The 24,079-nt window shown below is 38.1% G+C and carries 26 protein-coding genes and 1 pseudogene; 11 read left to right on the forward strand and 16 right to left on the reverse strand.

What is annotated here, in order from left to right; all coding sequences use genetic code 11:
* Nucleotides 1-139 precede the first annotated feature (139 nt).
* Nucleotides 140-595 (forward strand): annotated as a pseudogene (locus M72_RS04595) (GNAT family N-acetyltransferase).
* Nucleotides 596-822: 227 nt separating this feature from the next.
* Here M72_RS04595 and M72_RS17535 read toward each other — a convergent pair.
* Nucleotides 823-954, reverse strand: a complete 132-nt coding sequence (locus M72_RS17535; RefSeq protein WP_261291791.1) for a hypothetical protein — start codon at nt 952-954, stop codon at nt 823-825.
* A gap of 314 nt (nt 955-1,268) precedes the next feature.
* Here M72_RS17535 and M72_RS04600 point away from each other — a divergent pair, with 314 nt between their 5' ends.
* The 6 genes from M72_RS04600 to M72_RS17060 all read left to right on the forward strand — a co-directional run bounded on the left by M72_RS04600 (nt 1,269) and on the right by M72_RS17060 (nt 4,790).
* Nucleotides 1,269-2,291, forward strand: coding sequence for a virulence RhuM family protein (locus M72_RS04600; RefSeq protein ID WP_055067359.1), 1,023 nt, complete (start codon nt 1,269-1,271; stop codon nt 2,289-2,291).
* A 180-nt stretch (nt 2,292-2,471) separates the two neighbouring features.
* Nucleotides 2,472-2,723, forward strand: a complete 252-nt coding sequence (locus M72_RS04605) for a DUF3781 domain-containing protein (protein ID WP_055067410.1) — start codon at nt 2,472-2,474, stop codon at nt 2,721-2,723.
* Complete coding sequence (locus tag M72_RS04610) at nt 2,720-3,187, forward strand: GyrI-like domain-containing protein (protein ID WP_055067360.1); 468 nt, start codon at nt 2,720-2,722, stop codon at nt 3,185-3,187. The genes M72_RS04605 and M72_RS04610 overlap by 4 nt, the downstream gene beginning before the upstream one ends.
* 61 nt (nt 3,188-3,248) lie before the next feature.
* Nucleotides 3,249-4,019: a carbon-nitrogen hydrolase family protein gene (locus M72_RS04615; protein WP_055067361.1), complete on the forward strand. Its 771-nt coding sequence runs from the start codon at nt 3,249-3,251 to the stop codon at nt 4,017-4,019.
* Between the two features lie 90 nt (nt 4,020-4,109).
* Complete coding sequence (locus tag M72_RS04620) at nt 4,110-4,493, forward strand: VOC family protein (RefSeq protein ID WP_055067362.1); 384 nt, start codon at nt 4,110-4,112, stop codon at nt 4,491-4,493.
* Nucleotides 4,494-4,592: 99 nt separating this feature from the next.
* Nucleotides 4,593-4,790, forward strand: coding sequence for a hypothetical protein (locus M72_RS17060; RefSeq protein WP_155175866.1), 198 nt, complete (start codon nt 4,593-4,595; stop codon nt 4,788-4,790).
* Nucleotides 4,791-4,839: 49 nt separating this feature from the next.
* Here M72_RS17060 and M72_RS04625 read toward each other — a convergent pair whose 3' ends face one another.
* The 4 genes from M72_RS04625 to M72_RS04640 all read right to left on the reverse strand — a co-directional run bounded on the left by M72_RS04625 (nt 4,840) and on the right by M72_RS04640 (nt 8,603).
* Nucleotides 4,840-6,198, reverse strand: a complete 1,359-nt coding sequence (locus M72_RS04625) for a transglutaminase domain-containing protein (protein ID WP_082413783.1) — start codon at nt 6,196-6,198, stop codon at nt 4,840-4,842.
* Between the two features lie 118 nt (nt 6,199-6,316).
* On the reverse strand, nt 6,317-6,580 hold the full coding sequence (locus tag M72_RS04630; RefSeq protein ID WP_055067364.1) for a hypothetical protein: 264 nt from the start codon (nt 6,578-6,580) through the stop codon (nt 6,317-6,319).
* 165 nt (nt 6,581-6,745) lie between these two features.
* Entirely contained in the window at nt 6,746-8,221 is a 1,476-nt protein-coding gene (locus tag M72_RS04635) for a M56 family metallopeptidase (protein ID WP_055067365.1), read from the reverse strand.
* A complete protein-coding gene (locus tag M72_RS04640) occupies nt 8,205-8,603 on the reverse strand; it encodes a BlaI/MecI/CopY family transcriptional regulator (RefSeq protein WP_082413784.1) in 399 nt (132 codons plus the stop codon). Before M72_RS04640 ends, M72_RS04635 begins: the two co-directional genes overlap by 17 nt.
* 241 nt (nt 8,604-8,844) lie before the next feature.
* Here M72_RS04640 and M72_RS04645 point away from each other — a divergent pair, with 241 nt between their 5' ends.
* A complete protein-coding gene (locus tag M72_RS04645; RefSeq protein ID WP_055067366.1) occupies nt 8,845-9,363 on the forward strand; it encodes a hypothetical protein in 519 nt (172 codons plus the stop codon).
* Between the two features lie 193 nt (nt 9,364-9,556).
* Here the strand turns inward: M72_RS04645 and istB are convergent, their stop codons facing one another.
* From istB to M72_RS04685, 8 genes are all read right to left on the reverse strand, one after another.
* Nucleotides 9,557-10,147 carry an IS21-like element helper ATPase IstB gene (gene istB / locus M72_RS04650; RefSeq protein ID WP_206541804.1) on the reverse strand — a complete coding sequence of 197 codons (591 nt, stop codon included), beginning with the start codon at nt 10,145-10,147 and terminating at the stop codon, nt 9,557-9,559.
* Nucleotides 10,148-10,219: 72 nt separating this feature from the next.
* Nucleotides 10,220-11,185, reverse strand: a complete 966-nt coding sequence (locus tag M72_RS04655; protein ID WP_022046510.1) for a family 43 glycosylhydrolase — start codon at nt 11,183-11,185, stop codon at nt 10,220-10,222.
* 43 nt (nt 11,186-11,228) lie between these two features.
* On the reverse strand, nt 11,229-12,218 hold the full coding sequence (locus tag M72_RS04660) for a LacI family DNA-binding transcriptional regulator (protein ID WP_022046511.1): 990 nt from the start codon (nt 12,216-12,218) through the stop codon (nt 11,229-11,231).
* 96 nt (nt 12,219-12,314) lie between these two features.
* Nucleotides 12,315-13,829 (reverse strand): arabinosylfuranosidase ArfA, encoded by a 1,515-nt coding sequence (arfA, locus tag M72_RS04665; RefSeq protein WP_055067368.1) that lies wholly within the window; start codon nt 13,827-13,829, stop codon nt 12,315-12,317.
* Between the two features lie 12 nt (nt 13,830-13,841).
* Nucleotides 13,842-14,687 (reverse strand): carbohydrate ABC transporter permease, encoded by an 846-nt coding sequence (locus M72_RS04670; RefSeq protein ID WP_022046513.1) that lies wholly within the window; start codon nt 14,685-14,687, stop codon nt 13,842-13,844.
* A 4-nt stretch (nt 14,688-14,691) separates the two neighbouring features.
* Nucleotides 14,692-15,576 carry a carbohydrate ABC transporter permease gene (locus M72_RS04675; protein ID WP_022046514.1) on the reverse strand — a complete coding sequence of 295 codons (885 nt, stop codon included), beginning with the start codon at nt 15,574-15,576 and terminating at the stop codon, nt 14,692-14,694.
* A gap of 76 nt (nt 15,577-15,652) precedes the next feature.
* A complete protein-coding gene (locus tag M72_RS04680; protein ID WP_055067369.1) occupies nt 15,653-16,954 on the reverse strand; it encodes an extracellular solute-binding protein in 1,302 nt (433 codons plus the stop codon).
* 696 nt (nt 16,955-17,650) lie between these two features.
* Nucleotides 17,651-18,415 (reverse strand): YczE/YyaS/YitT family protein, encoded by a 765-nt coding sequence (locus tag M72_RS04685; RefSeq protein WP_055067370.1) that lies wholly within the window; start codon nt 18,413-18,415, stop codon nt 17,651-17,653.
* 129 nt (nt 18,416-18,544) lie between these two features.
* Between M72_RS04685 and M72_RS04690 the strand changes: the two genes are divergently transcribed.
* Both M72_RS04690 and M72_RS04695 read left to right on the forward strand, forming a co-directional pair.
* Nucleotides 18,545-18,934, forward strand: a complete 390-nt coding sequence (locus M72_RS04690) for a GntR family transcriptional regulator (RefSeq protein ID WP_243275895.1) — start codon at nt 18,545-18,547, stop codon at nt 18,932-18,934.
* A 5-nt stretch (nt 18,935-18,939) separates the two neighbouring features.
* Nucleotides 18,940-20,304: a DUF5808 domain-containing protein gene (locus M72_RS04695; protein ID WP_055067371.1), complete on the forward strand. Its 1,365-nt coding sequence runs from the start codon at nt 18,940-18,942 to the stop codon at nt 20,302-20,304.
* Between the two features lie 243 nt (nt 20,305-20,547).
* Here M72_RS04695 and M72_RS17065 read toward each other — a convergent pair whose 3' ends face one another.
* The 3 genes from M72_RS17065 to M72_RS17070 form a co-directional block, all read right to left on the reverse strand.
* Nucleotides 20,548-20,865 (reverse strand): hypothetical protein, encoded by a 318-nt coding sequence (locus M72_RS17065; RefSeq protein ID WP_055067372.1) that lies wholly within the window; start codon nt 20,863-20,865, stop codon nt 20,548-20,550.
* Between the two features lie 218 nt (nt 20,866-21,083).
* Nucleotides 21,084-21,743 (reverse strand): ATPase, encoded by a 660-nt coding sequence (locus tag M72_RS04705; protein ID WP_138346109.1) that lies wholly within the window; start codon nt 21,741-21,743, stop codon nt 21,084-21,086.
* Between the two features lie 508 nt (nt 21,744-22,251).
* On the reverse strand, nt 22,252-22,407 hold the full coding sequence (locus M72_RS17070) for a hypothetical protein (protein ID WP_155175889.1): 156 nt from the start codon (nt 22,405-22,407) through the stop codon (nt 22,252-22,254).
* 330 nt (nt 22,408-22,737) lie between these two features.
* Here M72_RS17070 and M72_RS04710 point away from each other — a divergent pair, with 330 nt between their 5' ends.
* Nucleotides 22,738-24,072, forward strand: coding sequence for a TrkH family potassium uptake protein (locus M72_RS04710; RefSeq protein WP_055067374.1), 1,335 nt, complete (start codon nt 22,738-22,740; stop codon nt 24,070-24,072).
* Nucleotides 24,073-24,079: the final 7 nt, after the last annotated feature.

Raw genomic sequence — 24,079 nt, forward strand, 5'->3', positions numbered from 1 at the left:
GAAAATATAAGTGGAATATAAGAATTGTGCATGGTACAATAGAAAGAGAAAAATTAGATTGATCGAGCTTAAAGCTGGGATACTTCTTGTTCGAAGGACAAGAAGGTTGAGTTGAGAAAGATTATAACCATCGGGAGATATAAACTCAAAGTTATTTGGTAAGGTATTAGATACTTTTTTGTACGAGGCGATTTTTATTCCCGAATGGATTTCTGCACCATCCAAAGATATTATTAACCAGCCAGATTTGCAGGTATATGTAAAAGACTTTGGTAAGAATAAGGGAGACTTATGTTTGGTTGCTCAAGTTAGTGATAAAATTGTTAGTGCAGTATGGGTTCGGATTATGAATGATTACGGGCATATAGATAATGAAACACCGTCTTTTGCAATTTCACTTCTTAAAGAGTATAGAAACTATGGTATCGGAACAGAATTAATAAAACAGATGCTAATGAAATTAAAACTAGCAGGATATAAATAAGCATCATTATCTGTTCAAAAGATGAATTATGCTGTTCGCATGTATAGGAATGTAGGATTTGAAATCGTTGATGAAAATGATGAAGAATATATTATGATTTGTAAATTATAGGCACTTGTAAATGCCGGTTTAACAAAATAAAAGGAACTTTCACATTAACTAATTTTACCACACTCCCACGAGTAGATTTTATCTGCCCGTGGGAGTACTTTTTTCAGCTTAGTGATTTATCTTACAGCAACCATGATACAAAATATTCAATCCGACCGAAAAGCCAATCCACCAGCTCACTACATTGATATCCACTGGAATATACCTTACGGCAATCAATGCCAAAGTTACGCTGACAATACATAAGGCAAGGTTGCTGTGGTATTCTCTGCGAAAAACACATTTACCTTATAGGTGGTCTGTCCTTTTCTTTTGGTAAAAGAGGACATCGCCCGCTCCTTACTTGCTGTCTGCTCCATAATAATTTCACCTCCTCCTTGAAATGCAAACATATGTTTGTTATAATTGAAGTATCTTTGATGGACTGCGACAACGGATAAGATAAATCTTCATGGAATACGGACGATGTGCAGATGATGTTTTCTTTTATGCTTACAGATGAAAAGTCCTCGCTGAAGGTATGTAAACACTGCGGAAAAGCCTTTGTTGCCAGCAGACCCAACAGCGTATTTTGCAGTGGTAAATGTAAAAACCGGTATAATGTGTATAAGAGCCGGGCTAAGGATAAAGACAACACTAACTAATTCATCTGCTATAAGAAAGAAGGCTGATTATGAATACAGATATTACAAAGCAAATGGAAATGGTACTGTACAGAACCGAAGATGACAATGTAACGGTCAGTGCCTTGATAAAAGATGAAACGATATGGCTGACACAAAAAGCTATGGCTGAATTGTTTGGTATTGACAAATCGGGCATCAGCCGCCATTTAGCAAAGATTTTTGAATCCGGTGAACTGGATGAGGAAGTGGTTGTTGCAAAAATTGCAACAACCACTCAGCACGGAGCAATGCAGGATAAAACGCAGACTATTCCTACCAATTATTACAATCTAGATGCCATTATTTCCGTTGGTTACAGAGTAAACTCCATTCAGGCAACCAGATTCCGTATATGGGCAACCAGTATTTTGAAGGAATATATGATAAAGGGCTTTGCTATGGATGACGAACGCCTGAAGCAGGGTAAAACAGCTTTTGGAAAAGACTATTTCCGTGAATTGCTGGAAAGAGTTCGCTCCATCCGTGCCAGCGAACGCAGAATATGGCAACAGATAACGGATATATTTGCCGAGTGCAGCATTGATTACAATAGAGATTCTGATACTGCATATCATTTTTATGCAACCATACAGAACAAATTTCATTATGCCATTACCGGTAAAACAGCGGCTGAAATCGTCTATAATCAGGCTGACCACACCAAGGAAAATATGGGCTTGACCACATGGAAAAATGCTCCCGATGGTCGTATTCTCAAATCTGATACACCGATTGCCAAAAACTATTTGGACGAGAAACAGATTCGTCAGTTAGAACGTGCTGTCACAGGATATTTTGATTACATAGAGGATTTGATTGAACGTGAAAACGTCTTTACAATGGAGGAATTTTCAAAAAGCGTGAACGAGTTCCTTGCGTTCCGCAGATACGATATCTTGAAAGATAATGGACGTGTTTCCCATAAGCAGGCAGTGGAGAAAGCATATCAGGAATATGATATTTTTAACAAGACACAGCCGATAGAATCTGATTTTGATAAGATATTAAAAGGATTGGAAAAGAAAAAATAATTACTTTTCTGGATTATGCGATTATGATACAATTACGGAAAATAGTTTTTTAGAATCTGACAAATCGGGATTGACCGAGCTCTTTGAGCGAGGGATACTTCTTGTCCGAAGGGCAAGAAGGTGGGCGTGAAAAGAATTAGAACAATCGTAATTTTATGAAGAGAAATGGATAATTATAAAATGAATGCAGATGATGAATTACTAAAGAATTTGGATAAATTGCACACAACAGAATTAGGCGTAGAACGCATTAAAAGAAATCTGTTTTTAGATACAGATGATGTAGTCGGCTGGTGTAAAGCTAAAATCGATTCTGTAAAGGCTGTAATCACAAGAAGTGGGAAGAACTGGTATGTGAATATAGATAACTGTATCATAACTGTAAATGCTTATAGTTATACGATTATTACGGCACATAGGGAAAAGAAATGAAATATACAATTCGTGAATTAGAAGCATTTTCAGTTATAGGACAAGAAGTAGAACTTACAAATTATCATAAACGAAATATTCAAATCAGCACACAATTTTGGAGAAAGTTTAACGCTGATTTGAAGAAATCCTATCTTTCGCAATTTGAGAATTGGATAAAATATGCCTTTATGATAAAGAGAAACGGAAAACTGTTTTATTTTTGTTCTATTCCAAAAAGAAACGTAATTCCAGACGGCTTTATCTATAAAGACATACAGTCGTATAAATATCTTGCTGTAGAGCATATTGGTTCTATGGATAACCTATATGAAACTTACAGAAAGATTTATCAGGAAATATTACCTAATACGGACTACACGCCTCTGCAAGAGGAGTTTTTGCACTTTGAAAGATACGATTATCGTTTTCATTGGAATAGAGAAAATTCAATCATTGAAATATGGATACCAATTAAGGGTTAGTGAAATTCAAGTTTATATAGCTGTAAATGTTTTTTACAGCGGAAAAGGAGATGATTGATAAATGAGAATTGGAGCGTATCAATTTGCGATATCTGGAGATGTAAATGAGAATTATAAAGAAATAGAAAAAGCAATATATTTAGCAAAACATAAAGATGTTCAATTACTGATATTTCCAGAATGTTCATTAACAGGATATCCACCTAGAGATATATCAAATTCATCATGTGTCAATTTTAACCTTGTGCAGTCAATGTGTGATAGACTTCAATCGGTAGCTGACCAAAATGATATTTCTTTTATTGTCGGAACCATATTTAAAGAAAAAGAAATATATAATAGAGCATTACTATTTCAGCCTAATAAACAAATCAAGTCTTATGACAAGCGGGCTTTATGGGGATGGGATAATGATAATTTCGCAAAAGGGAATAGTGATGGAATAGTTGAGATAGATGGGGTTGTGTTTGGAATTAGAATTTGTTTTGAAATAAGATTTCCCGAATTTTTCAGAGAATTGTATAAAAGAAATACCGACATAAATGTGGTTTTGTTTTATGATGTAGCGGATACGGACGACAAGGAGCGATATAGTATGATTAGAGGACATCTGCAAACTCGTGCAGTTGAAAATGTTACTACTACTATTTCAGTAAATGCTACCTCGCCTTTTCAAACGGCACCGACAATGGTTTTTGGAAAATCTGGTCAATGTATCAAGGAATGTGTTAGAAATAAACCGGAACTATTGATTTATGATTTTGAAAAGACTGTTAATGATTTCGGAGAAAATGGAAGAACATCTATATCTAATTCATTGATTAACTGGTAACTGATTCTTTTGCAATTTCTTATTTATTGTGAATGAGCTTACATGTGCTATAATAAAACAAATTAACAGATTGAAATTTGGAGGTGAATTATGAAAATCGAACACATTGCTTTATATGTAAACGACCTGCAAAAAACTCGTAGCTTTTTTATGAAGTATCTAGGTGCAAAATCAAACGAAGGATATCATAACCTGCAAACTAACTTTCGCTCCTATTTTCTGTCATTTGATGATGGCACACGATTGGAGATTATGAATAAGCCAGAAATGCTTGATTCACCTAAGGAGCTTGCTCGCACGGGGTATGCACATATCGCATTTAGTGTAGGAAGTAAAGAAAAGGTTGATGCCTTGACCATAGAGTTGAAAACTGATGGATATGAAGTAATCAGCGGTCCCCGGACAACAGGAGATGGTTACTACGAAAGCTGTATTGTTGCAATCGAAGGCAATCAAATTGAGATTACAGTTTGAACCCGTTAACTTCAAGTTTACCAAAATGACAACCGACAGGAAACGTGATATTTTTTACAACAAAGATATCAATATATCTCCACTAATTTCCATAAATTTATGGAATTAAAATTTCATGATACTTATAACATAGAAGGAAACGGACCGATGCAGGAGCTTACACCCGAACAGATAAAAGAGGAAGAACACAAACGCCGCAAACGTGCTTGGAATCGTACTTATTGGAGACGTAGAAAAGAGCGTGAACAGGCGGCAAAAGCTGCAAAAGAAAAAGAGCTATCTGAGGCAGTCGGCTAGACTGTCCCAGAAATAACCCTTAGATAATGAAACTTGCCACAGAGTCTTATTATCTGGCATAATCTGCTCCTGTCAGATAATAATGCTCCCAATCATATTTTCCATCCTCCGACAGATCTTTTGCCGTCTCTGCAATATGATCTGACCAAAGGCTCTCCGATAAATAATATTTATAATTTTCATATCCTCCGCCAACCGGATCATCCCATGTACAATCAATATAATACCACTTTCCGTTAACCTTAACCTGATTCCATGCATGACCACCTCCATCTGCTGTACCGGATACAAACCTGCATTCAAGCCCAGCAGATATTGCCATCATATAAAAAGCAAACGCATAACTCTGGCAGACACCTTCTTTATGTAACAATACTCCACCAGCTCCATATGCCCAGTTTTCCGCGGTACTATAATCTCCATTATTGACATAATTGGCATGATAGATTAAATAATCATGAATGGCTTTTACTTTCTCTTCCTCACCCATTCCATCCTTCACTACCTGATCAACTGCTGCAAAGGCCGCATCAAATACAGCTTTTCCATCCTCTGTATATCCTCTTGCGTCTTTTTTTATCAGCGTATCCTTGACCGAATAACTGACACTAATTTTTTTGCTATATATCTCTTTTCCGGCAATAACAGTAAATGTATGATCTCCCGGAGTATAAACAATCTGATCCGGCAATGCACTGCCATCCATCTGAATTTCGATGCCTTTATTTTTTAACTGTTTATAATGGAATGATTTCCCCAAAAATTCCCATTGCAGAGAATCTGCATCATAGTTTACCCCAGCCTGGGAATTCTCTATTAATCCATCAAAAATCACATCTTTATCACAGATGTACAGGGTAATATTTCTGGTAAACTGCCCATACGAATAATAAAGCGATCCACTTGCCTGATAACCATTATATTTCTTGAAATTACAATTTCCCCTGTGGTCAATTTCCTTAAAGGCACTATCAACATACAGCTTTACCTGACTTGTATCATACTTATCGGATACTAACTTTAACTGAACCATCTGTCCGCCAAGAATCAGTTCCTGATTAAGTCTTACATCACTTTTCTTTTCCGGAACAACCGTGATCGTATAGCTTTTCTTTTTCGTACCGCTTTTTACTGTGATGGTTGTAACGCCCAGACGAAGAGCTTTTAATTTTCCCTTTGCATCTATGGAAGCCACCTTTGGATTCGTACTTGAATATTTACAATTTTTATATCCTGACGGTGCTTTCACCGCAACCGTCTTCCTGCATACAACCTTTGTTGACTTCGTAATATTTTGCACAGTGGCCGCATATGTCGTTTCCACTGTTGGTTTCACTGCGCTTATTGAAGTACATATAATTGTCAATGTAAGTACAAATGCCATGCAACGTTTCGTCCACCTGTTCATCTTTAAACTCCTCCATCTTTTCCTTTATCTGTTTTTTAATATTATTCTTGGGCTGATTTGATCGTCAGCCCAAGAAGTTCGTTAATGGAATCCGCTCCCTTTTAATTTACTTTAGTTTTTAATCCAGTAATTTTCCATCTCTGTATGACCATTCAAGGTAGTCCGGATTCTGATAATATAAATCCGTATTAAATTCTGAAATTTTATCACTGACCTGCTCAAAGCTAAGGCAATGATCCATTTCCGCATCATGTAGTAGTTTCTTAATACCTTCTTCACCGATGGCTTTAACGATATCACCTCTGTGATTCAAGGTCTCCCTTGCAATATACTCAATCAATGCACACACATAAAAATAATCATTTCTTTCTTTCGCTGTCATAAATTACCTCGCTTTTTATGAATGTCAAACAGTCAAGTGCAGACAATGTATGGAAACTGATCTGTCATCTGATATTTCCAAAAATTTTAAAATATTCACGAAAAAATCGCTATACCGTTTATTACAGTATAACGATTTTTTATAAAAATTACAATTTTTGATTTTCTATCGCTGTGTATTTCCTGCATTCTGCTCTGAATCACTTAACATTGTAGCAATCCCGGAAATCTTAACCGTATCTACATCCGTATTTTCTATAAAAACACTCCGTATAAATTCTTTGTCGGATGTTTCAAATAACTGTCCCACCTCTCCATTTGCCTCAATATAGACCCGTTTATGGGCGGATGTCAGAATCCCCACACAAATTGTTTTGTCTGCGCGGATGTTATCGACCGTGATGCTGATTTTCTGTGGTTTTCCTTTAACCGCCCATTTGCATAACGTCTGTTTTGGAATCTCTGCGGAAAGTTTTATGCTATCCTCTGTAATATCCTCAGGAAATGCATCCATAACTGCCTGTTTATAAACATCATACGGTTCTTCCTTTACCATATAACTGTGTCTGGCATCCGGATCTGTCTCTATTTGCGTCGCATAGCAGACCTGATTGTCCATAACCTCCATCTGTACATTCACTTTTTTCTGCTGTACAGTCTTTGCATAGATTTTTTGTACAGCTTTTTGTGTACCGATGCCGGCTCCACAGGTAAAGCAGATACTGCCAAGAAAAACCAGAATAAAACTTGCCAAAACAGCCAGTGGTTTCATCTCTTTTTGTTTTCGGTACTGCTTCATCCGGCGGATACGCTCCTGTAAATGATTCTGCGCCCCAAACATGGAAAACGGAAATTCGAGAGGACGGGTCTCTTCCGTAAGCAGTTCAAGTGCTGCACGAAAATACTGTCCGACAGAAAAAACATTTTCGGAATCACGGCAGCATTCCATGTCGCATGCCATTTCCGACCAGAAATCCAGCCTGCGATTGAAAATATAGATCAGCGGATTATACCAGAATAAATCTTCCAGCACTCTGCCCACACATTTCAACGTCAGGATGTGCTGCCGCACATGTACAAACTCATGCGTAAGCACAATCTGCAGACTCTCCGGAGAAAAATCCCTCACCGGCAATACAATCCATTTATGAAATAGCCCCAGCACCATCGGGGAAGAAATACCATAGCAGCAATACACTTCTACATTTCCCCGGATCTTTAAACGCTCCTTTGTCCCTGCCGCAACGAGCTGCAGCCGTTTTTCCGCCGGCATCCGGTGCTTTTTTATGTAATGTTCCACCCGGTAATAACGAACCAGATGAAGCACAAGAACCGTTGCTGCACCAAGCAGCCAGACCACTGCCGCCACACACTCTATGTGCGCAATCACAGGTGTCAGTTCAAACAGGTGCCCCTTGATAAACAGTGCCTCCCCCATTTTGCGGTAATGCGTAACATACAACAGGAGAAACAGCCCCGGAAACAGCCAGAACGGTAACACCACAAGCAACAGCCCATATATATAGCGGTATTTTTTTAACCCATCCAAAACGCCTGCAACAACTGCATATACCGCAAATGCAATACTGCCTGTAAGTGCAGTAAACAGCCCCATGTAAAACAAATTATTGATCCAGTTCATCAATGCTTTTTCTCAACTCCTCTATTTCCTCTTTGGTAAGTTTATGATCTTTATAAAAAGCAGTTAAAAACTGTGCAACCGATCCACGGTTCCAGAATTTTACAAATTTGCGACTCTGCTCCTGCTGATAGGAAAGTTCCGGTATTATGATCTCATATGTGGCATTGCGCCCGCTCTGGTTCATCCTTAGAAAGCCCTTTTTCACCAGCTTTGCAATATAAGTTGATACGGTCTGGGATTTCCAGTCTTTCCCGTATGTTTCGTTTGTCAGTTTCATAATTTCCTGTAGTGCCATTTCATGGGGATGATCCCAGATTGTTTTCATCACCATGGATTCCGCTGTAGTCAGTTCCTCCATATTTTCCCCTTTCATCGTTAACATTGATAATATTTTTTGAGTATAAACTAAGATTATAGTTTTAGGTTATAGTGGGATAATAACATAAAGATATACAAATTACAACTATTTTACGCAAGTTTCAAGATTTTACGACCAAAACAACATTTTTCTATCAATTTTGATAATTTTATTCTCTTGAAAACTTTCTGATTTTTTTATACTATATAGATAATGAATGTTACGAAAAAGAGTAATTTAATCACAATGATAACGGAGGAATAAGATGAAAAAAGTAACCGTTTTACTTATCCTTTCTTTGGCGATATGCCTTGCTGCTTGCGGAAAAAAAGTGAGTACACCTGATGAAATGTTAGATGTTGTGAAAGAAAAAGAAAATATATCTGCTGAAGTTGATATGATAGAGTGTGGCCGTATTGTAGATAATGATACTACCATAGTTGTCGGAATGACAGGGGAAAACGACAAAACATATCATTATTATGCAGCACAGTTTTCCAAAAATCAGGATGGAAAATATAAATATAAAAATGCCATTTCCTTGAATGATATAGGATGGCAATTAAGGTTATGTAAACTGAATACCGGATATATCATAGTCTGCAATAATGAAAATGTTAGTACCATACAGGCTGTCATATCGCCACGAAATGGAGCTGATATAACCAAAAATATAGAAATTAATAATATTCCCTTTGTATATTATTTGGACATGTCGAATATTTCATCTGATTATGATATACAATACAAGTTTTTAAATGAAAATGGAGAAGAAATTCAGTAAAATAGAAGGGCATTTTAGTCAGTGTTATTATATAATCAAAATCTCAGTCTTAGGAATAATCCTGAGATCTTTTTATTTTGTAATAAATACTTGCTGTATTTGTCAACCGAAAATTCGGTCAACCGCTCATTGAAAACTAGGTCACTATAGACCAAGTTTGGCACCTGCAGCATTACTGCCACAGGTGCAGTTACTATTTTACTACTGTTTCGAAGTCGGTTCCGTTGTTCCGCAGAGTTTCACGGAGCCTGTAGGAATCGCCTTCCATATCAATCAGATAAGCTTTGTATGTAAGCCTATCAACGATTGCACTTGTAATGGCGGCATCTTCGAAGATTTCGTCCCATCTCTCAAATGTAAGGTTTGAAGTAATAATGGTTGATTTCTGGGATGCCCTTAATGAAAGGACTGTGAATAACAAATCAGTAGCTTCCCGATCAAAAGATATGTAACCAAACTCATCAGCTATGATCAGATCGTATTTTTCAAAGCGTTTCTGATATGTGCGGAGTTTTTGCTTGCTATTACTTTCTTTTAGTTCTGTTACCAGATAAGGAATTGTTGTATACAGGACACGATAGCCCTGTTCACAGGCCTTTATTCCAAGTCCGATAGCCGTGTGCGTTTTCCCGGTTCCCGGATTGCCGGTCATAATGATGTTTTTTCCTTCTCTGATAAAATCCAGCGTACACAGCTCCGGTAGGCATTTTCGCATTCCTTCCGGGAGAAGATTCATTTCCAGATCTTCGATGTATTTTCGGTATGGAAATTTAGCCGCTTTGATTTTTCACTTAGGCGGTCTGTTTTTATATTTGCTTGTTTTAGTGACTCCTCCTTATTCTTTCTGAAAATCATGTTAAAAGTTATTGCCATAGTTAAAAACGGGTTCAGTTCTTGAATTCCATTTTATTTTCATCCGATAAACATGACGATTGTGATCATACAACGGATCACCTATAATTTCATCATACTGTCTGGCATGATAAATCATTACATCATTACCTGTTTCATCTTTTACAAACGAATTATGTCCTGGTCCATATATTTGCTTATCAACATCAGTTTTCAAAACAGGATTACATTCCTTCTTCCAAGCACGAGGATTCAAAATCTCTTCATTTTCGCCAATGCTCAGCATTCCCATACAATAGCATTCTCCCGTTTCACTTGCTGAATATGTCAAGAAAATCTTTCCATTATGTTTGATTACTGCCGGTCCTTCATTTACCCAAAAACCAACCCTTTCCCATTCATAATCAGGAGAGGATAAAAGTACTTGCGCTGTAGCAAGTTCTGTAGGAGACTTCATCTCTGCAATATACAAGTTAGATATTTTCTTACCGATATTTACTTTCTCAGCCCATACACAATATCTCTTACCTTTGTTTTCAAACACCGTCATATCCAATGAAAAATCATTGAAAGAAAAAGCATCAGTTGCCTTTACCATTCCAAGTTCTTTCCACGGATCATTTAACGGATTCTGTCCTTCACACACTAACACATATGGTCTTATAGCCCATATATCATCAATATCTCCTCCTGCATAATAAATAAACCATTTATTGTCTAGATAATGAATCTCTGGTGCCCAAATATGCACGCTCATGATTCCCTTATCATGCTTTTTCCATATAGTTACTTCATCTGACTCTCTTAACCCGTTTAAAGTATTACTCCGTCGCAATACTATTCTGTCATACTCCGGCACGGAAGCTGTAAAATAATAGCTTCCATCCGAATGCCTATACACATATGGATCTGCACGCTGTCTAATAAATGGTTTATTGTACTCAGTTTCTATATAATTGTTCTTATTCATATTCATATCTCCTTTATTCGCACAGGAAATATGAATACGGTAATTATAATGTATCTCTATCTAATATTTTGTGATTCAAATATATAGACTTAGGCGAATATACTTCTGATTCTATCTGTTGGATAAGTTCCACTACCGCAGTAGATGCAACTCCCTCAACATTTGTCGAAACCGTTGTAAGTTTTGGAGAAATATATTGTAAAACACTGATATCATCAAATCCCATTAATCCAAAATCTTTTGGAATTTCATAGCCTTCCTTAGCAGCCCATTGCATTATCATCAATGCATAGCTGTCTCCTGAACAAAGAAAAGCGGTTCTTTTATCCAGATTATTTTTGCAAACTGTTTGCACTTCTTGTAAAAATTCATTTTTTCCAATTACATGCATATTTACATCTGGATACATCCCCATAGCATTTCTAAATCCCAATTCTCTCTGCTCATGCGTATAAGTATTTTTCACTTCTTTCATCTCAAGCGGAGGACAGATAAACAGAATCTTCTCATAGCCCTTTGATACAATATGTTTTACCGCATCCATGGTCGCAACCATTTCATTTACCTGTACAGTTGTAATCTTTTCTGATACCTGATTGCCAATACATACTACCGGAACATGCAGTGATAAGAGAAAATCTTCAAATTCTTTTCCTTTGTTTATTGGGTTAATCAATATCCCTTCCATTTGACGTTCAGCCAATCCCTGAATAAGTTTTTTCTCCCATTCAAGGCTATCATCACAAACTACTATATTAGTAAAATATCCTCTTTTATCAGCCTCTTTATTAATAGTATTTAATGATTGTACAAAGTACATGTTTTCGATATTGATTGTTACAACCCCAAGTGACATTGTTCTTCCATGATTTAAGCTCCTAGCCAGAAGATTCGGGCGATAATTATTATCTTTAGCAACCTGCAATATTCGTTCCTTAGTGTCCTTTGACACACTTCCACCATTTAAAGCTCTAAGAACTGTCGTTCTGGAAACACCACACTGCTCTGCTATCTGATTTACTGTAATTGCCATATCCGTACCCCCGTATATTTCTAGTCAGAGTATACCATAATCGCCTGTTATCATCAATGAACTCACGATTTTCTCAGGATTCACTATATATTCCTGTTACTGATTTATTCTTAATCTAACCACATTAAATGATAATGGTTTTAATACTACTTTCGCCTCCCCATTGCCCAGTTTCACATTGTCAACTGTTTCCGGTTTAACAGCATCATGCTGAAATTGATTTGTCATTTTTTTATCTGCTGCTGTCATACCGATACTTTCGATTACACTATCTACTTCAAAATCCGACAATTGAAGTGACACTTTCTGTTTATTATCTTCATCACGATTTACTGCAAAAAAGACTAACTCTCCATCCTCATCATTCCATACAACAATAAAATCTACATAAGGCACATTGTTAAATTCTTTACAGTCATATACTGGCCCAGTACTCGAGACATTTAAAACTATCCCCTTAGCGTAATTTGCGAAATAATAAAATGGATAATATATAGTCTGTAACCAATGCCCCCCACCCTTTTCTGTCATAATACATGCACTTATATTAGTAAGAAGTGACTGGCATGCGATTTTAATTGCATCTGCATTTCTAATTATTACCATCTGCATCTCTGCAAACAATAACGCATCTTCAAGGGTGTAAATCTGTTCACTGATTGCGGGTGCTATCTGCCATGGTTTCTCATCAATTTCATTATTTACAGTATTGCTTGGCACAGCCCATACGCCCCACTCATCAACGCTAAACTTCATATCTTTTTTAGAACGTTTTTTTTGCTTGATAACCTGTGCAACAGATCTAATAGTATGAATATACTCTTCCATATCAACCGATTGTGCCAGAAAAGTTTTTGTTCCCTTTTCCTGTCCTGCATAATACTGATGCAGTGCCAGATAATCTGCAACATCATAAGTTTTATCCAATACTTCCATATCCCACTCAGGATATGTATCCATACTTGACAGAGAACTTCCGCATACAATCAGTTCAATATCAGGATCTATCAACTTCATAACCTTTCCGGTCTCAGCCGCAATCTTTCCATACTCTTCCGCTGATTTGTGTCCTATCTGCCAGCTTCCGTCCATCTCATTCCCCAAACACCACATTTTTATTCCGTATGGCTCATCTACACCGTGAGATTTACGCATGTCACTATACTGTGTTCCGCTAGGAAAATTACAGTATTCAAGATAATGTGCAGCATCTTCAACACCCCGTGTTCCTAAATTTACCGTAAAAATAGGATTAACATTTGTTTTTTTTGCCCATTTCATAAACTCATTTGTACCGAATTCATTTGTTTCAATTGACCTCCATGCAAGATCAAGTTTATGCGGTCTCTTTTCTTTAGCCCCAACACCATCCTCCCAATGGTATGCAGAAACAAAATTACCACCTGGATAACGTACTGTTGTTACATTCATTTCTTTTACGCGATCAATCACATCCTGCCTAAAGCCGTCTTCATCAGCATTCTTGTTGTCAGGTTCATATATTCCAGAATATATGACTCTTCCCATATGCTCAAGAAAAGAGCCAAACAATCTAGAATCTACTCTGTCAATTTGAAATTCTTTATTACATACTACTTTTGTAGTTTCCATCTTCCTCAACTCCTATCCTTTTAATCCACCACTGCTCATGCCTTCAACAAAGTACTTCTGTCCAAACATATAAAGTACAAACATCGGCAGTAATGAAACAAGTGCTCCTGCAAAAGCAGCACCATATTCAATAGTATTTTGTCCTATAAATAATGCTAATCCATTTGCAAGTGTTCTCATTTCTGTACTGCTTGTAACAATCATCGGCCATAACAGATCATTCCAAGAGCCATTAACACTTAAAATAACCAATGTTATTACCGCTGGTTTTACCTGCGGAAGCATAATTTTCCAGAATATTCCAAATTCCGACAGGCCATCAATTCTGGCTGCCTCTGCCATTTCTTTCGGTATCCCCGTAAACGCAGCTCTCATCATAAATATTGAACCAGCAACTGCCACTCTCGGAATTATAAGTCCCCAATAAGTGTCATACATTCCCATCTTGTATACAACAAGGAATAACGGAACCATAATTACCTGAAAAGGAACCATCATTGTTGCCAATGTCATCAAAAATGTTCCTGTTTTACCTTTAAATTCGTAAAATGCATATGCATATCCAGCCATACTATTTACGACAACAGCTAAAGCAGTTGTTACACCTGCATATATTACAGAGTTTGCAATATAACGAATAATGTTAATTCGCCCCTGCACGTCCACAAAGTTTTCAAGTGTAAATGTTTTAGGAATAAATGTAGGTGGCCATGAAATGATCTCTCTTTCTGTCTTGAAAGCACTAAATGTCATCCAAATGACCGGCACTAAAACCAGCAAAGCAATTATGATCAATATCAAAGCAACCGGTACATTAAAGAATACTTTCCCAATACTTATCGTCTTTTTCTTTTTCATACCGTTAGTCCTCCTTTACCATTCTTCTATACATCAAGACAGTAATGAACATAATAATAATGAAAAGTACTACCGACATTGCCGATGCATATCCCATGCTTGAATTTGATGAAAACGCTCTTGAATATATATAACTAACAGTTGACTCTGTAGTATAATTTGGTCCACCGTTTGTCGTTACATATATGATATCAAAAATCTGAAGAGCACCTGCAAATCTGGTCATCATGATATACCAGAATGTAGGCCGTATGGAAGGAACTGTTATATGTAAAAACTGAAGAATTTTTCCCGCCCCATCCATTTGAGCTGCTTCAAATAATGAAGGTGATACCTGCTGGATTGCAGTAACATATATTATTGTCGAAATACCAAAGCTTCTCCATATTGATATAAACGAGATTACAAATATTGTAAGTCCCGGAGTATTCATAAAATTAATTTTTCCTAATCCCATTGACTGTAAAGCAGCCGTTATAAAGCCTATATTTGAATGTAAAATCATTCTCCACATAATACCTATTACAGTTGCAGAACAAATAACAGGGAGAAAGTACACTGCACGTAAAAACTTATTTCTCTTATTATTTTTGCTAATAAATGCTGCTATTACCAAGGCCCCTAATACTTGCACAGGTACCTCAATGCCTGTAAAAATCGCAGTAACCTTTAAACTGTTTATAAAGCGTGGATCATGAAATGCTTCTACAAAATTATCCCATCCTACGAATGTAGCATGATTCATCGTAATAGGGACATCAAAAAAGCTTAAACCAAATGCCATAATTAAGGGAATTATATTGAATAATATCAATAAAATTATTGAAGGAGCGATAAAAACATATGCACTTCTGGATGGTCTATTCCAATACTTTCTTATTTTTTCCATCTATTACTTCAACCTTTCTATTGAAAGGGCGACCTTTTATTAAAGCCGCCCCTTCTTTTGCTATTTATGTTTCCTGCTATTTGTTGTATTTATCAACTATCTTCTGGGTCGATTTCTGAGCTTTTGCTAACGCATCTTCAACCGATGAATTACCAAATGCCACCGAGTTGATCATCTCTGGAATAACATCTGATAATACAGAATTAATGCCAGGGAAGTTTGAATCAACTATAAAATCTGTAGGAGCTTCCGGATTAGCTGCCGACATGGCGCTCAGTTTCTTATTAGCCTTATATTCTTTGTTATTTTGAACTGAATATGTATATGCCGGGAATCCATTCTGAAGAGACCACTCTAAAGCAGGACTGCTTCCATCTTTATCCTGGGTATTCCACCACTTGATGAATTTATAAGCAGCTTCTTTTTCGGCATCACTTGCTGCTGTTGTAATACCAAATCCAATAACCTCAACAGAATTCATATCTCCTGCATCGCCCTGTGGAATAAGCCCGATACCATAATCCACCCCGGCAGTGTCAAGTCCTGCTGTTACCCAAGGACCTCCAACAGTAATTCCAACCTGTCCTGCACTCATCATTGAATCCGTATCTGCTTCAAGAGGATTATCGCCATCGTCCACCATATCTTTGTACATGTTAAGGAAATTCTCATATCCCGCATTATTTTCAAAATTAGCCTTCCACGTTCCATTATCATCAGTAACAGCCAATCCCCCAAATCTCTGCATAATGTGTGCAATTTGGTAGGCATAATCATAAGAAATTCCTGAGCCGTAAATATTTTTGGTTGAATCAGAAATCTTTGCTGCATCCTGCTGCCACTCATCCCATGATGTAGGAGGTGTCTCAGGGTCAAGACCAGCCTTTTTAAACAGATCTTTGTTCCAGTACATATAGTATCCAACTACCTGGAATGGGACGAAATATGTTTTATCACCATCAGAACAATAATCCAAATATGACTGAATAAAATCATCCTTATTCAAATCTGTCTTATCAAACACATCACTAACATCCTGCAAATAGTCCCCATATGTAAATCTGTAAGCACTTGAGCTAAGAATCATTGTTGGCCCTTCGCCAGCTGCAAATGCTGTTGATAACTGGCTGTCAAAATCTGATGAAATATCCATCTTTACTTTGATTCCATCAGTATTTTCCTTATTAAATTTATCAACCATCTTTACCAGCATATCTCCATCAGCTCCGGTAAAGCTATTCCAGAAAGTAACTGTTGTCCCTTTTGATGAATCTGATTTCTTATTTTTTGCATTACCTGTTGATCCACCACAGGCTACAAGTGATGTAACCATCATTGCCGCCAATCCCAATGCCATAAACTTTTTAAACTTATTCATATATCCTCCATTCTGAAATATGTCCAATTATTCTACTTCGTCAAGCAAATAACCTTCAACTATTCTTGCTGCGTCGTGTTGTACACGTGTACATTTATCTTGTAAATTAAATATATTACCTGTTCTTGTTAATGTCAATATTCTTTTGCATTTTTGTCTGTAGTGTCATATTTCCAATTATTTTTTTGTGCATTTTTACTATTTGCAATATTTGTACTCGTGTTCATTTCAGAAAATTAAAATCTCTGTGTAAAGTATTATATTATTCTTCGCAATATTCTAGGAAAATGCATCCATATTTGCCTGCTTATAAACATCATACGATTTTTGCTTCGACATCCACAGGTGTCAGTTTAAACAGCACACAATCAAAAACTATATATATAACAACTGACTGACCAAAAAAGATAGTACAAGATGGGTATCAGATGCTTCTGATTCAATAGTATAGTCTTATTTTCGTCACCACCACGCTTGAAATATGCCCTGACTTGAGCTCACGAAAACTGAAATGAAATTGATTGAATAATTATTCTCCTGAGAATTTCCTGATTATTTTATACTATATAGAAAACGAATATTTTTAGAATTGATTATGTAGATTGCGGTTTGAAATTTTCCAGATGGTTTACTGCATACCTACAACAGGGAACGCTCCCCGTTTGCAGTAATTCCACTGGAAAAGTAACCGCCTGTTTACTCCTCGATTCCGGCAAGTGCCGTCAGTTTTTCCTTTGTAAAATGATTAAAGACCGCAATCGTACGCCCTACAAGGATCACGGCAAGCACCGTTCCGATCCCGATACCATGCAACCGCCCGGTGCAGACCAGGCTGATCACAATCGTAATTGTCACGTTGAGCACATCAAAACAGTTCTTCGTAAATCCGACACTTCTGTGAATACAATCCGCAATCGCCTGTACGATTCCATCGCCAGGATTCGGGACAATCCGCATATTCAAAGACATTGCTGCACCGATTCCTGTACAGAGCAGGGCAAGAAGCAATACGAGCAACCGCTGCACCATAACCGGTGCTGTCATATTTCCTTCCGGAAATGCCGGCAAAACCGATGAAAACACATTTAAAAACCGCGTAAACACGATGCTGAGTGGAATCTGCAAAATGTCCATAACAAAAATAAGCTTCCGGTTCATCCGGTTTGCATGTTTCAGTAAATCTTCCGTGCCGTTTTCTGTCTCCCGAAGTGACTTTTCCACCCTTTTTTCATACTGCTTTTCCCGGATATTGTGCAAAACCAGTTCCAGTATTACGAAAATTGTGTATAACACAAGTGTTGTATTTCCGAAATTGTGATGTGTGATCTCCGATACGCTGTAAGATACCGAAATGATTGGAGATACGCCAAGTCCCGCTTTCGTATTCAGGGTAAGACCCATCGCCAGGATTAATAATCCTGCAATATAGATCAATACACGATAGATCATTGATTTTTTCATAGAATAATTTCCCTTTCTTCTATAACCTATTATGCACTTTTTTATTTATTTTTCAATGCCTAAGATTCCTTCTTGTTTTACTTGACATTTTGTATTGTTTGTATTATTGTAGCTAATACAAAATACTGTATGATATTTACGGAAGGAGAAAACATGGTAATTTCCATCAATGATGCCTCCGAGATTCCGATCTACCAGCAGATCCGCAATCAGATCGTGCTCGGCATTTCGGACGGGCGGCTTGCTCCGGGCGAACAACTTCCCACCGTGCGGGCACTGGCAGAGGAGATCGGTATCAACTCCATGACCGTCAGCAAAGCCTACACCCTCTTAAAACAGGAGGGCTACATCTACACCGACCGCAGAAGCGGTGCCCGCGTGCGGCAGGAATTTGAAACGAATAAAGAATTGTCGGAAAAATCCCAGGAACTGCTGCGCCAGATCATTTCCGAAGCGAAAGTAAGCGGCATGACGCAGACAGAATTTTTCGACTTATGCAAACGCATCTATAAGGGGTGATTGTTATGATTATGAATATTATCTTTTTTGCAACCATGTATCCGATCGTCTTTATCATGCTGTTTTTGTTTTCCACACAAAACAAGTATGAGAACGGACGCCTGTTTGCCGTAAACATGAAAAAAGAATGGATAAAAGATGCCACCGTCGCAGACATCCGGCAAAAATTTAAAAAGGAAATGCGTTACTACGCCATTCTCCTTGCGATTGTTCCATTTGTAAGTCTGCTGACCTCCCATATGTCCATTCAGCTTACCATCTGGATGTTCTGGCTTCTGGCAGCGATTTTTCTGCTTTCCCTGCCGATCATGCGTGCGAATCACCGGTTGAAAACATGGAAAACGCAAAACCATCTGTACGAAGACCGGCAGCCGGAACATTATGTGGAATTAAAACAGGCTGGCTCCGTAAGAAAAGTCCGGTTTCTCCCGTTTTTCCTGCCAAATATAATCGGTATCGCAAGTGCCCTGTTGCTGCTTCCAAAGTCCAGCGGGCTTGGGATTTCCTGTCTGATCGGTGCCTCCTGCGGGCTGGTCTTCTGGCTTGCAGCTGTATGGATAGACCGCCAGCCGGTTTCCGTCATCAGTACGGACAGTGACGTGAATATCAATTATGCACGCGCAAAGAAAAACCTCTGGAAGAACTTCTGGCTGATCTGCTGCTGGCTGAACACGGCACTGATCCTGTTTCTGGAGATCCTTACCCTGTCTGCCAGACACATGGGAATATGTTCCATCGCCGGCATGATTGTTTATACACTGCTTTTACTCCTGCTGTGCATTTTCTGCATGATAAAGCTGAAAAAAATTGACCGAAGCTATGCACAAAAACGGAATCTGACCAGCGATGAAAATGATGACAGAAACTGGATCGACGGCATCCTCTACTACAATCCATCCGATCCCCATACGATGGTAGAACAGCGCGTCGGCATCGGGACAACGGTAAATATGGCCACATCCCTCGGAAAAGGACTTACTATTTTCAGTGCCATTATGATGCTTTCCTTCCCTCTGTTATGCATATGGTTGATTCAGGAGGAATTTACTCCCATTGATCTGGTGATCCAAAACCACACACTATGCGCACAGCATCTGAAAACAGATTATCAGATTCCGCTTAGTGAAATCAAAGATCCCACACTTCTTACCGCAAGTGATCTGCCGGACTGGACCAGAACATACGGCACCAGCATGGATACATTGGAAAAAGGCACATTTACCATCTCCGGAGGGGAGGATGTCAATGTTTTCTTAAATCCAGAAAATGATGCGTTTCTCCAATTTTCCGCAAATGGGAAAACTTACTATATGGGTGGTGTAGACGATACCCAGACAAAGGGGATTCATGAAGAACTGCTGACCCATTAGGTCCGCAGTCTTTATTGGAAGGTCGCAAGACTTTTTATATCATACGTCCCCTGTATGACTGGATTTACTGATAAAAGAAGACATCTCTGTTCCGAAAAATTTAATGAACCGGTATATTCACAAAACGTATGTTTCAGAATCTGCAGATGAAGAACTTGAGTTTGATTAAACCTTGTAAAAATGGTGGCTGATTTATTGACCATCGCAAAAAATTGAAAAACTTACACCATCACTTCACAAACTTTATTCAAATTTTATTTCAGGTAAACTTAAATAGGATGTGGGACATATGGAGCTTTTTCTTTCGACTATGTCCCACATTTTCCTTTTGTTGGGACATATGCAGATTTTCTTTTGACTATGTCCCACATTTTCCTTTTGTTGGGACATATGCAGATTTTCTTTCTGATTATGTCCCGTTTCTGGATTTCTGTGGGAGGTTTCCTCGCCTTTTTTTGCATATGTCCTGCTTTCGGATTTCTGTGGGAGGTTTCCTCGCCTTTTTTTGCATATGTCCTGCTTTCGGATTTCTGTGGGAGGTTTCCTTGCCTTTTTTGGCATATGTCCTACTTTGGGATTTCTGTGGGAGGTTTCCTCGCCTTTTTTTGCATATGTCCTACTTTGGGATTTCTGTGGGAGGTTTCCTCGCCTTTTTTTGCATATGTCCCACCTTTTAATACCGCCACAAAATCTTTATCAGATGATACTTATTTGTTTATCAACATACCCTGTATATAAATTTCCAGAGCAAAATACTCTCATTTTCCTGCCTTTCAGAATTATTTAAAATGATAAGTAATTAACTTTTGCACAATTGCAGTATCCAGCGGCTGCTCCATAGTCTCATATGTTGTAATCAGCCGATCTCCCGGATATATCCCATTTCTCGCATACATATGTAACTTATCCGCGGCATTCTTTGCATATTCAGGCAAGTCCATCTTCCCAAAATGTTCCCAATAAATTTCTTTTCCTGTCAGCGGATGAAGAATTGTAAAATCCGGATAAAACACTGCCTTCCCGATTTTTAATTCACACTCATAACGGTATGCAATTTTTTCCATATACAAATTCATTGCAATCAATGCTTCTGACTTGGATCGTACATATTCATTTTTACAGCTTTTATACTTCAATTGTTCGGGATAATTGGGATTTTTAGGATAGGAAGTATCACTCCATATAAGTTCTTCCTGCGTAACCATCTGATAGAATGGACAGAGCAATTCCTGATACGCCGGATCTTCTGAAAGAAACCTGTCCGACTTTTTATTTTCACCAACTGCATGTCGTTGATAAAGTTCTAATGCATACAGTTCTTTTTTACACTCTGTCTGTTTTTCCAATAAGAATCTTTTGTATGCCAACTGCTGTGCATATTCTCTGTGTTTCTTTGGAATATACGTCTGTGTGTGACCGTCACTGTGAAACCATTTCACCCGGTTTCCATTGTGAACACAAATAATTTTTCCATCAGGAAGATGCAATAGTTCTTCACTGATTTGTTGTAATTCTTTCGTAAGCCTTCTCTTCTCCGAAAGAATCTGATGATAAATTGTTATAAAAACCTCTCCTTTCTGTGCATTAATATGACGTTATTAAAACACAACTTCATTCTCATGTAAAGTAAATTTTTATATTTTTTTAACAATGGGATATATCGGAAAAAAGTAAATTCATATATCCCGCACCTCCCTTCTGTTGGGACATATAAAATTTTTCTTTACATAGATATCCCGGCAATTTATCTCTTCAGGATATATAGCAACTTTCTTTGCAATTATGTCCCATTTAGAAATCACTACGGGACTTTTTGTCTTATTTTTGGTGTATACATCCCGTTTTCAGTCTCTCAAGGGACTTTTTCATCAAATTTTTTTACATATGTCCACTCCCCTGTTTCTCGCAGGATCTTTTCATAACTTTTTCCCACATATGTCCCATATTTTAATTTTTTCGTACAGATTTATATATTCGCATGCCGTACTTCTCTGCCGGAATCCGGTAATCCTTCAGCTGTTTGTTGGTCTCTGCCTGTAAAACTGCCTTCGCCAGTTCCAGATTTTTCGTTTTTTCTTCTGTGGAAAGTTTTAAAAAATGCATTGCTCATACAACTTCCTACACCCTATATAAGTTTATATAATTTTTCACAACAAGGTGATGAACTTTCTCTCTATTCTGTAAATAATCAACATGTATCCTTTTGAGTTTCTGATACCATTCTTTTTTCCACATCTTCCATACAAATTCTGATCCCCGTTATTATATATTTACAACTGCAATTCTTACAGATCCCACCATTGTTTTCGCATTTTGATACAAACGCATAATAGTTTACAAAAATTTTACTGTAAATTCGTATATCCTCACAAATGCGTTATTATGTAGATGATGTTATAATACGTAGAATAAATACAGGAGAAATCTAAACATATGTCAAAAGTGGTTCACAGGAAGAAAAGACTTTCCTCCTTTAAATTAATTGTACTGGGCTTTGCCGCTGTCATTTTTGTCGGCGCACTGCTGCTGATGCTTCCGGTCTCTTCGGTTTCCGGAACACAGACTCCTTTTCATGAGGCACTATTCACCTCTGTTTCAGCGGTATGTGTCACAGGGCTTGTTGTACAGGACACCGGCAGTTACTGGTCTTCTTTTGGTCAGGCAGTTATTTTGCTGCTGATCCAGACCGGCGGGCTGGGTGTCATCACCGTTGCTGTTTCCTTTGCCATTTTATCCGGACGGAAAATTTCGCTCATGCAGCGCAGTACAATGCAGGATGCAATTTCTGCACCGAAAATCGGCGGTATTGTCCGCCTGACCAAATTCAGCGTACAGGGTACATTGTTTATTGAATTGCTCGGCATGACTGCCATGCTTCCGGTTTTCTTCCATGATTATGGCATCAAAGGCATCTGGATGGCAGCCTTTCACTCTGTATCTGCATTTTGCAATGCCGGTTTTGACCTTCTGGGAACTTCCAGCCAGCCGTTTGTATCTCTGGGCAGATACATCGCAAACCCACTGATCAACCTCGTAATTATGCTTTTGATCATAATTGGTGGCATCGGCTTTCTGACGTGGGACGATATCTGCACCCATAAATGGCATATCAGACGTTATCGCGTACAGAGCAAAGTCATTCTCTGGACATCGGCTTTACTTATTATAATTCCGGCCGTATTCTTTTTTGTTGTGGATTTTACGGGTTCATCAACCGGCACCAGACTGCTGGCCTCCACGTTTCAGTCTGTAACAACAAGAACTGCCGGTTTTAATACCGCAGATCTTACAGCAATGACACCGACATCAAAATCTGTTATGATTCTGCTGATGCTGATCGGAGGATCTCCCGGCTCTACTGCCGGCGGCATGAAAACAACAACTTTTGCAGTCCTTATTTTAAATATGGTTGCCACGTTCTGCCAGAAAGAGGACATTGAAATTTTCGGTCGGCGGCTTGACAGTCATGCCATTAAAAATGCGGCCACCATCGTCGCTTTATATATCATTTTGTTCTTTATTGGAGGGATTGCCATCAGTTCCATCGAACACCTTCCGCTTCTGGACTGCCTGTTTGAAACGGCATCCGCTGTCGGAACCGTCGGACTTACACTTGGAATTACACCAACTCTCGGCATCCCGTCCCAGCTGATTCTGATCCTTCTGATGTTTTTCGGCAGAGTCGGTGGGCTTACCTTAATTTATGCGGCAATTTCCATAAAACAAAACGGAGTAAAACTGCCGCTCGAAAAGATAACAGTTGGTTAAAAAGGAG

The sequence above is a fragment of the Roseburia faecis genome, from assembly GCF_001406815.1.
Classification (GTDB): domain Bacteria; phylum Bacillota; class Clostridia; order Lachnospirales; family Lachnospiraceae; genus Roseburia; species Roseburia faecis.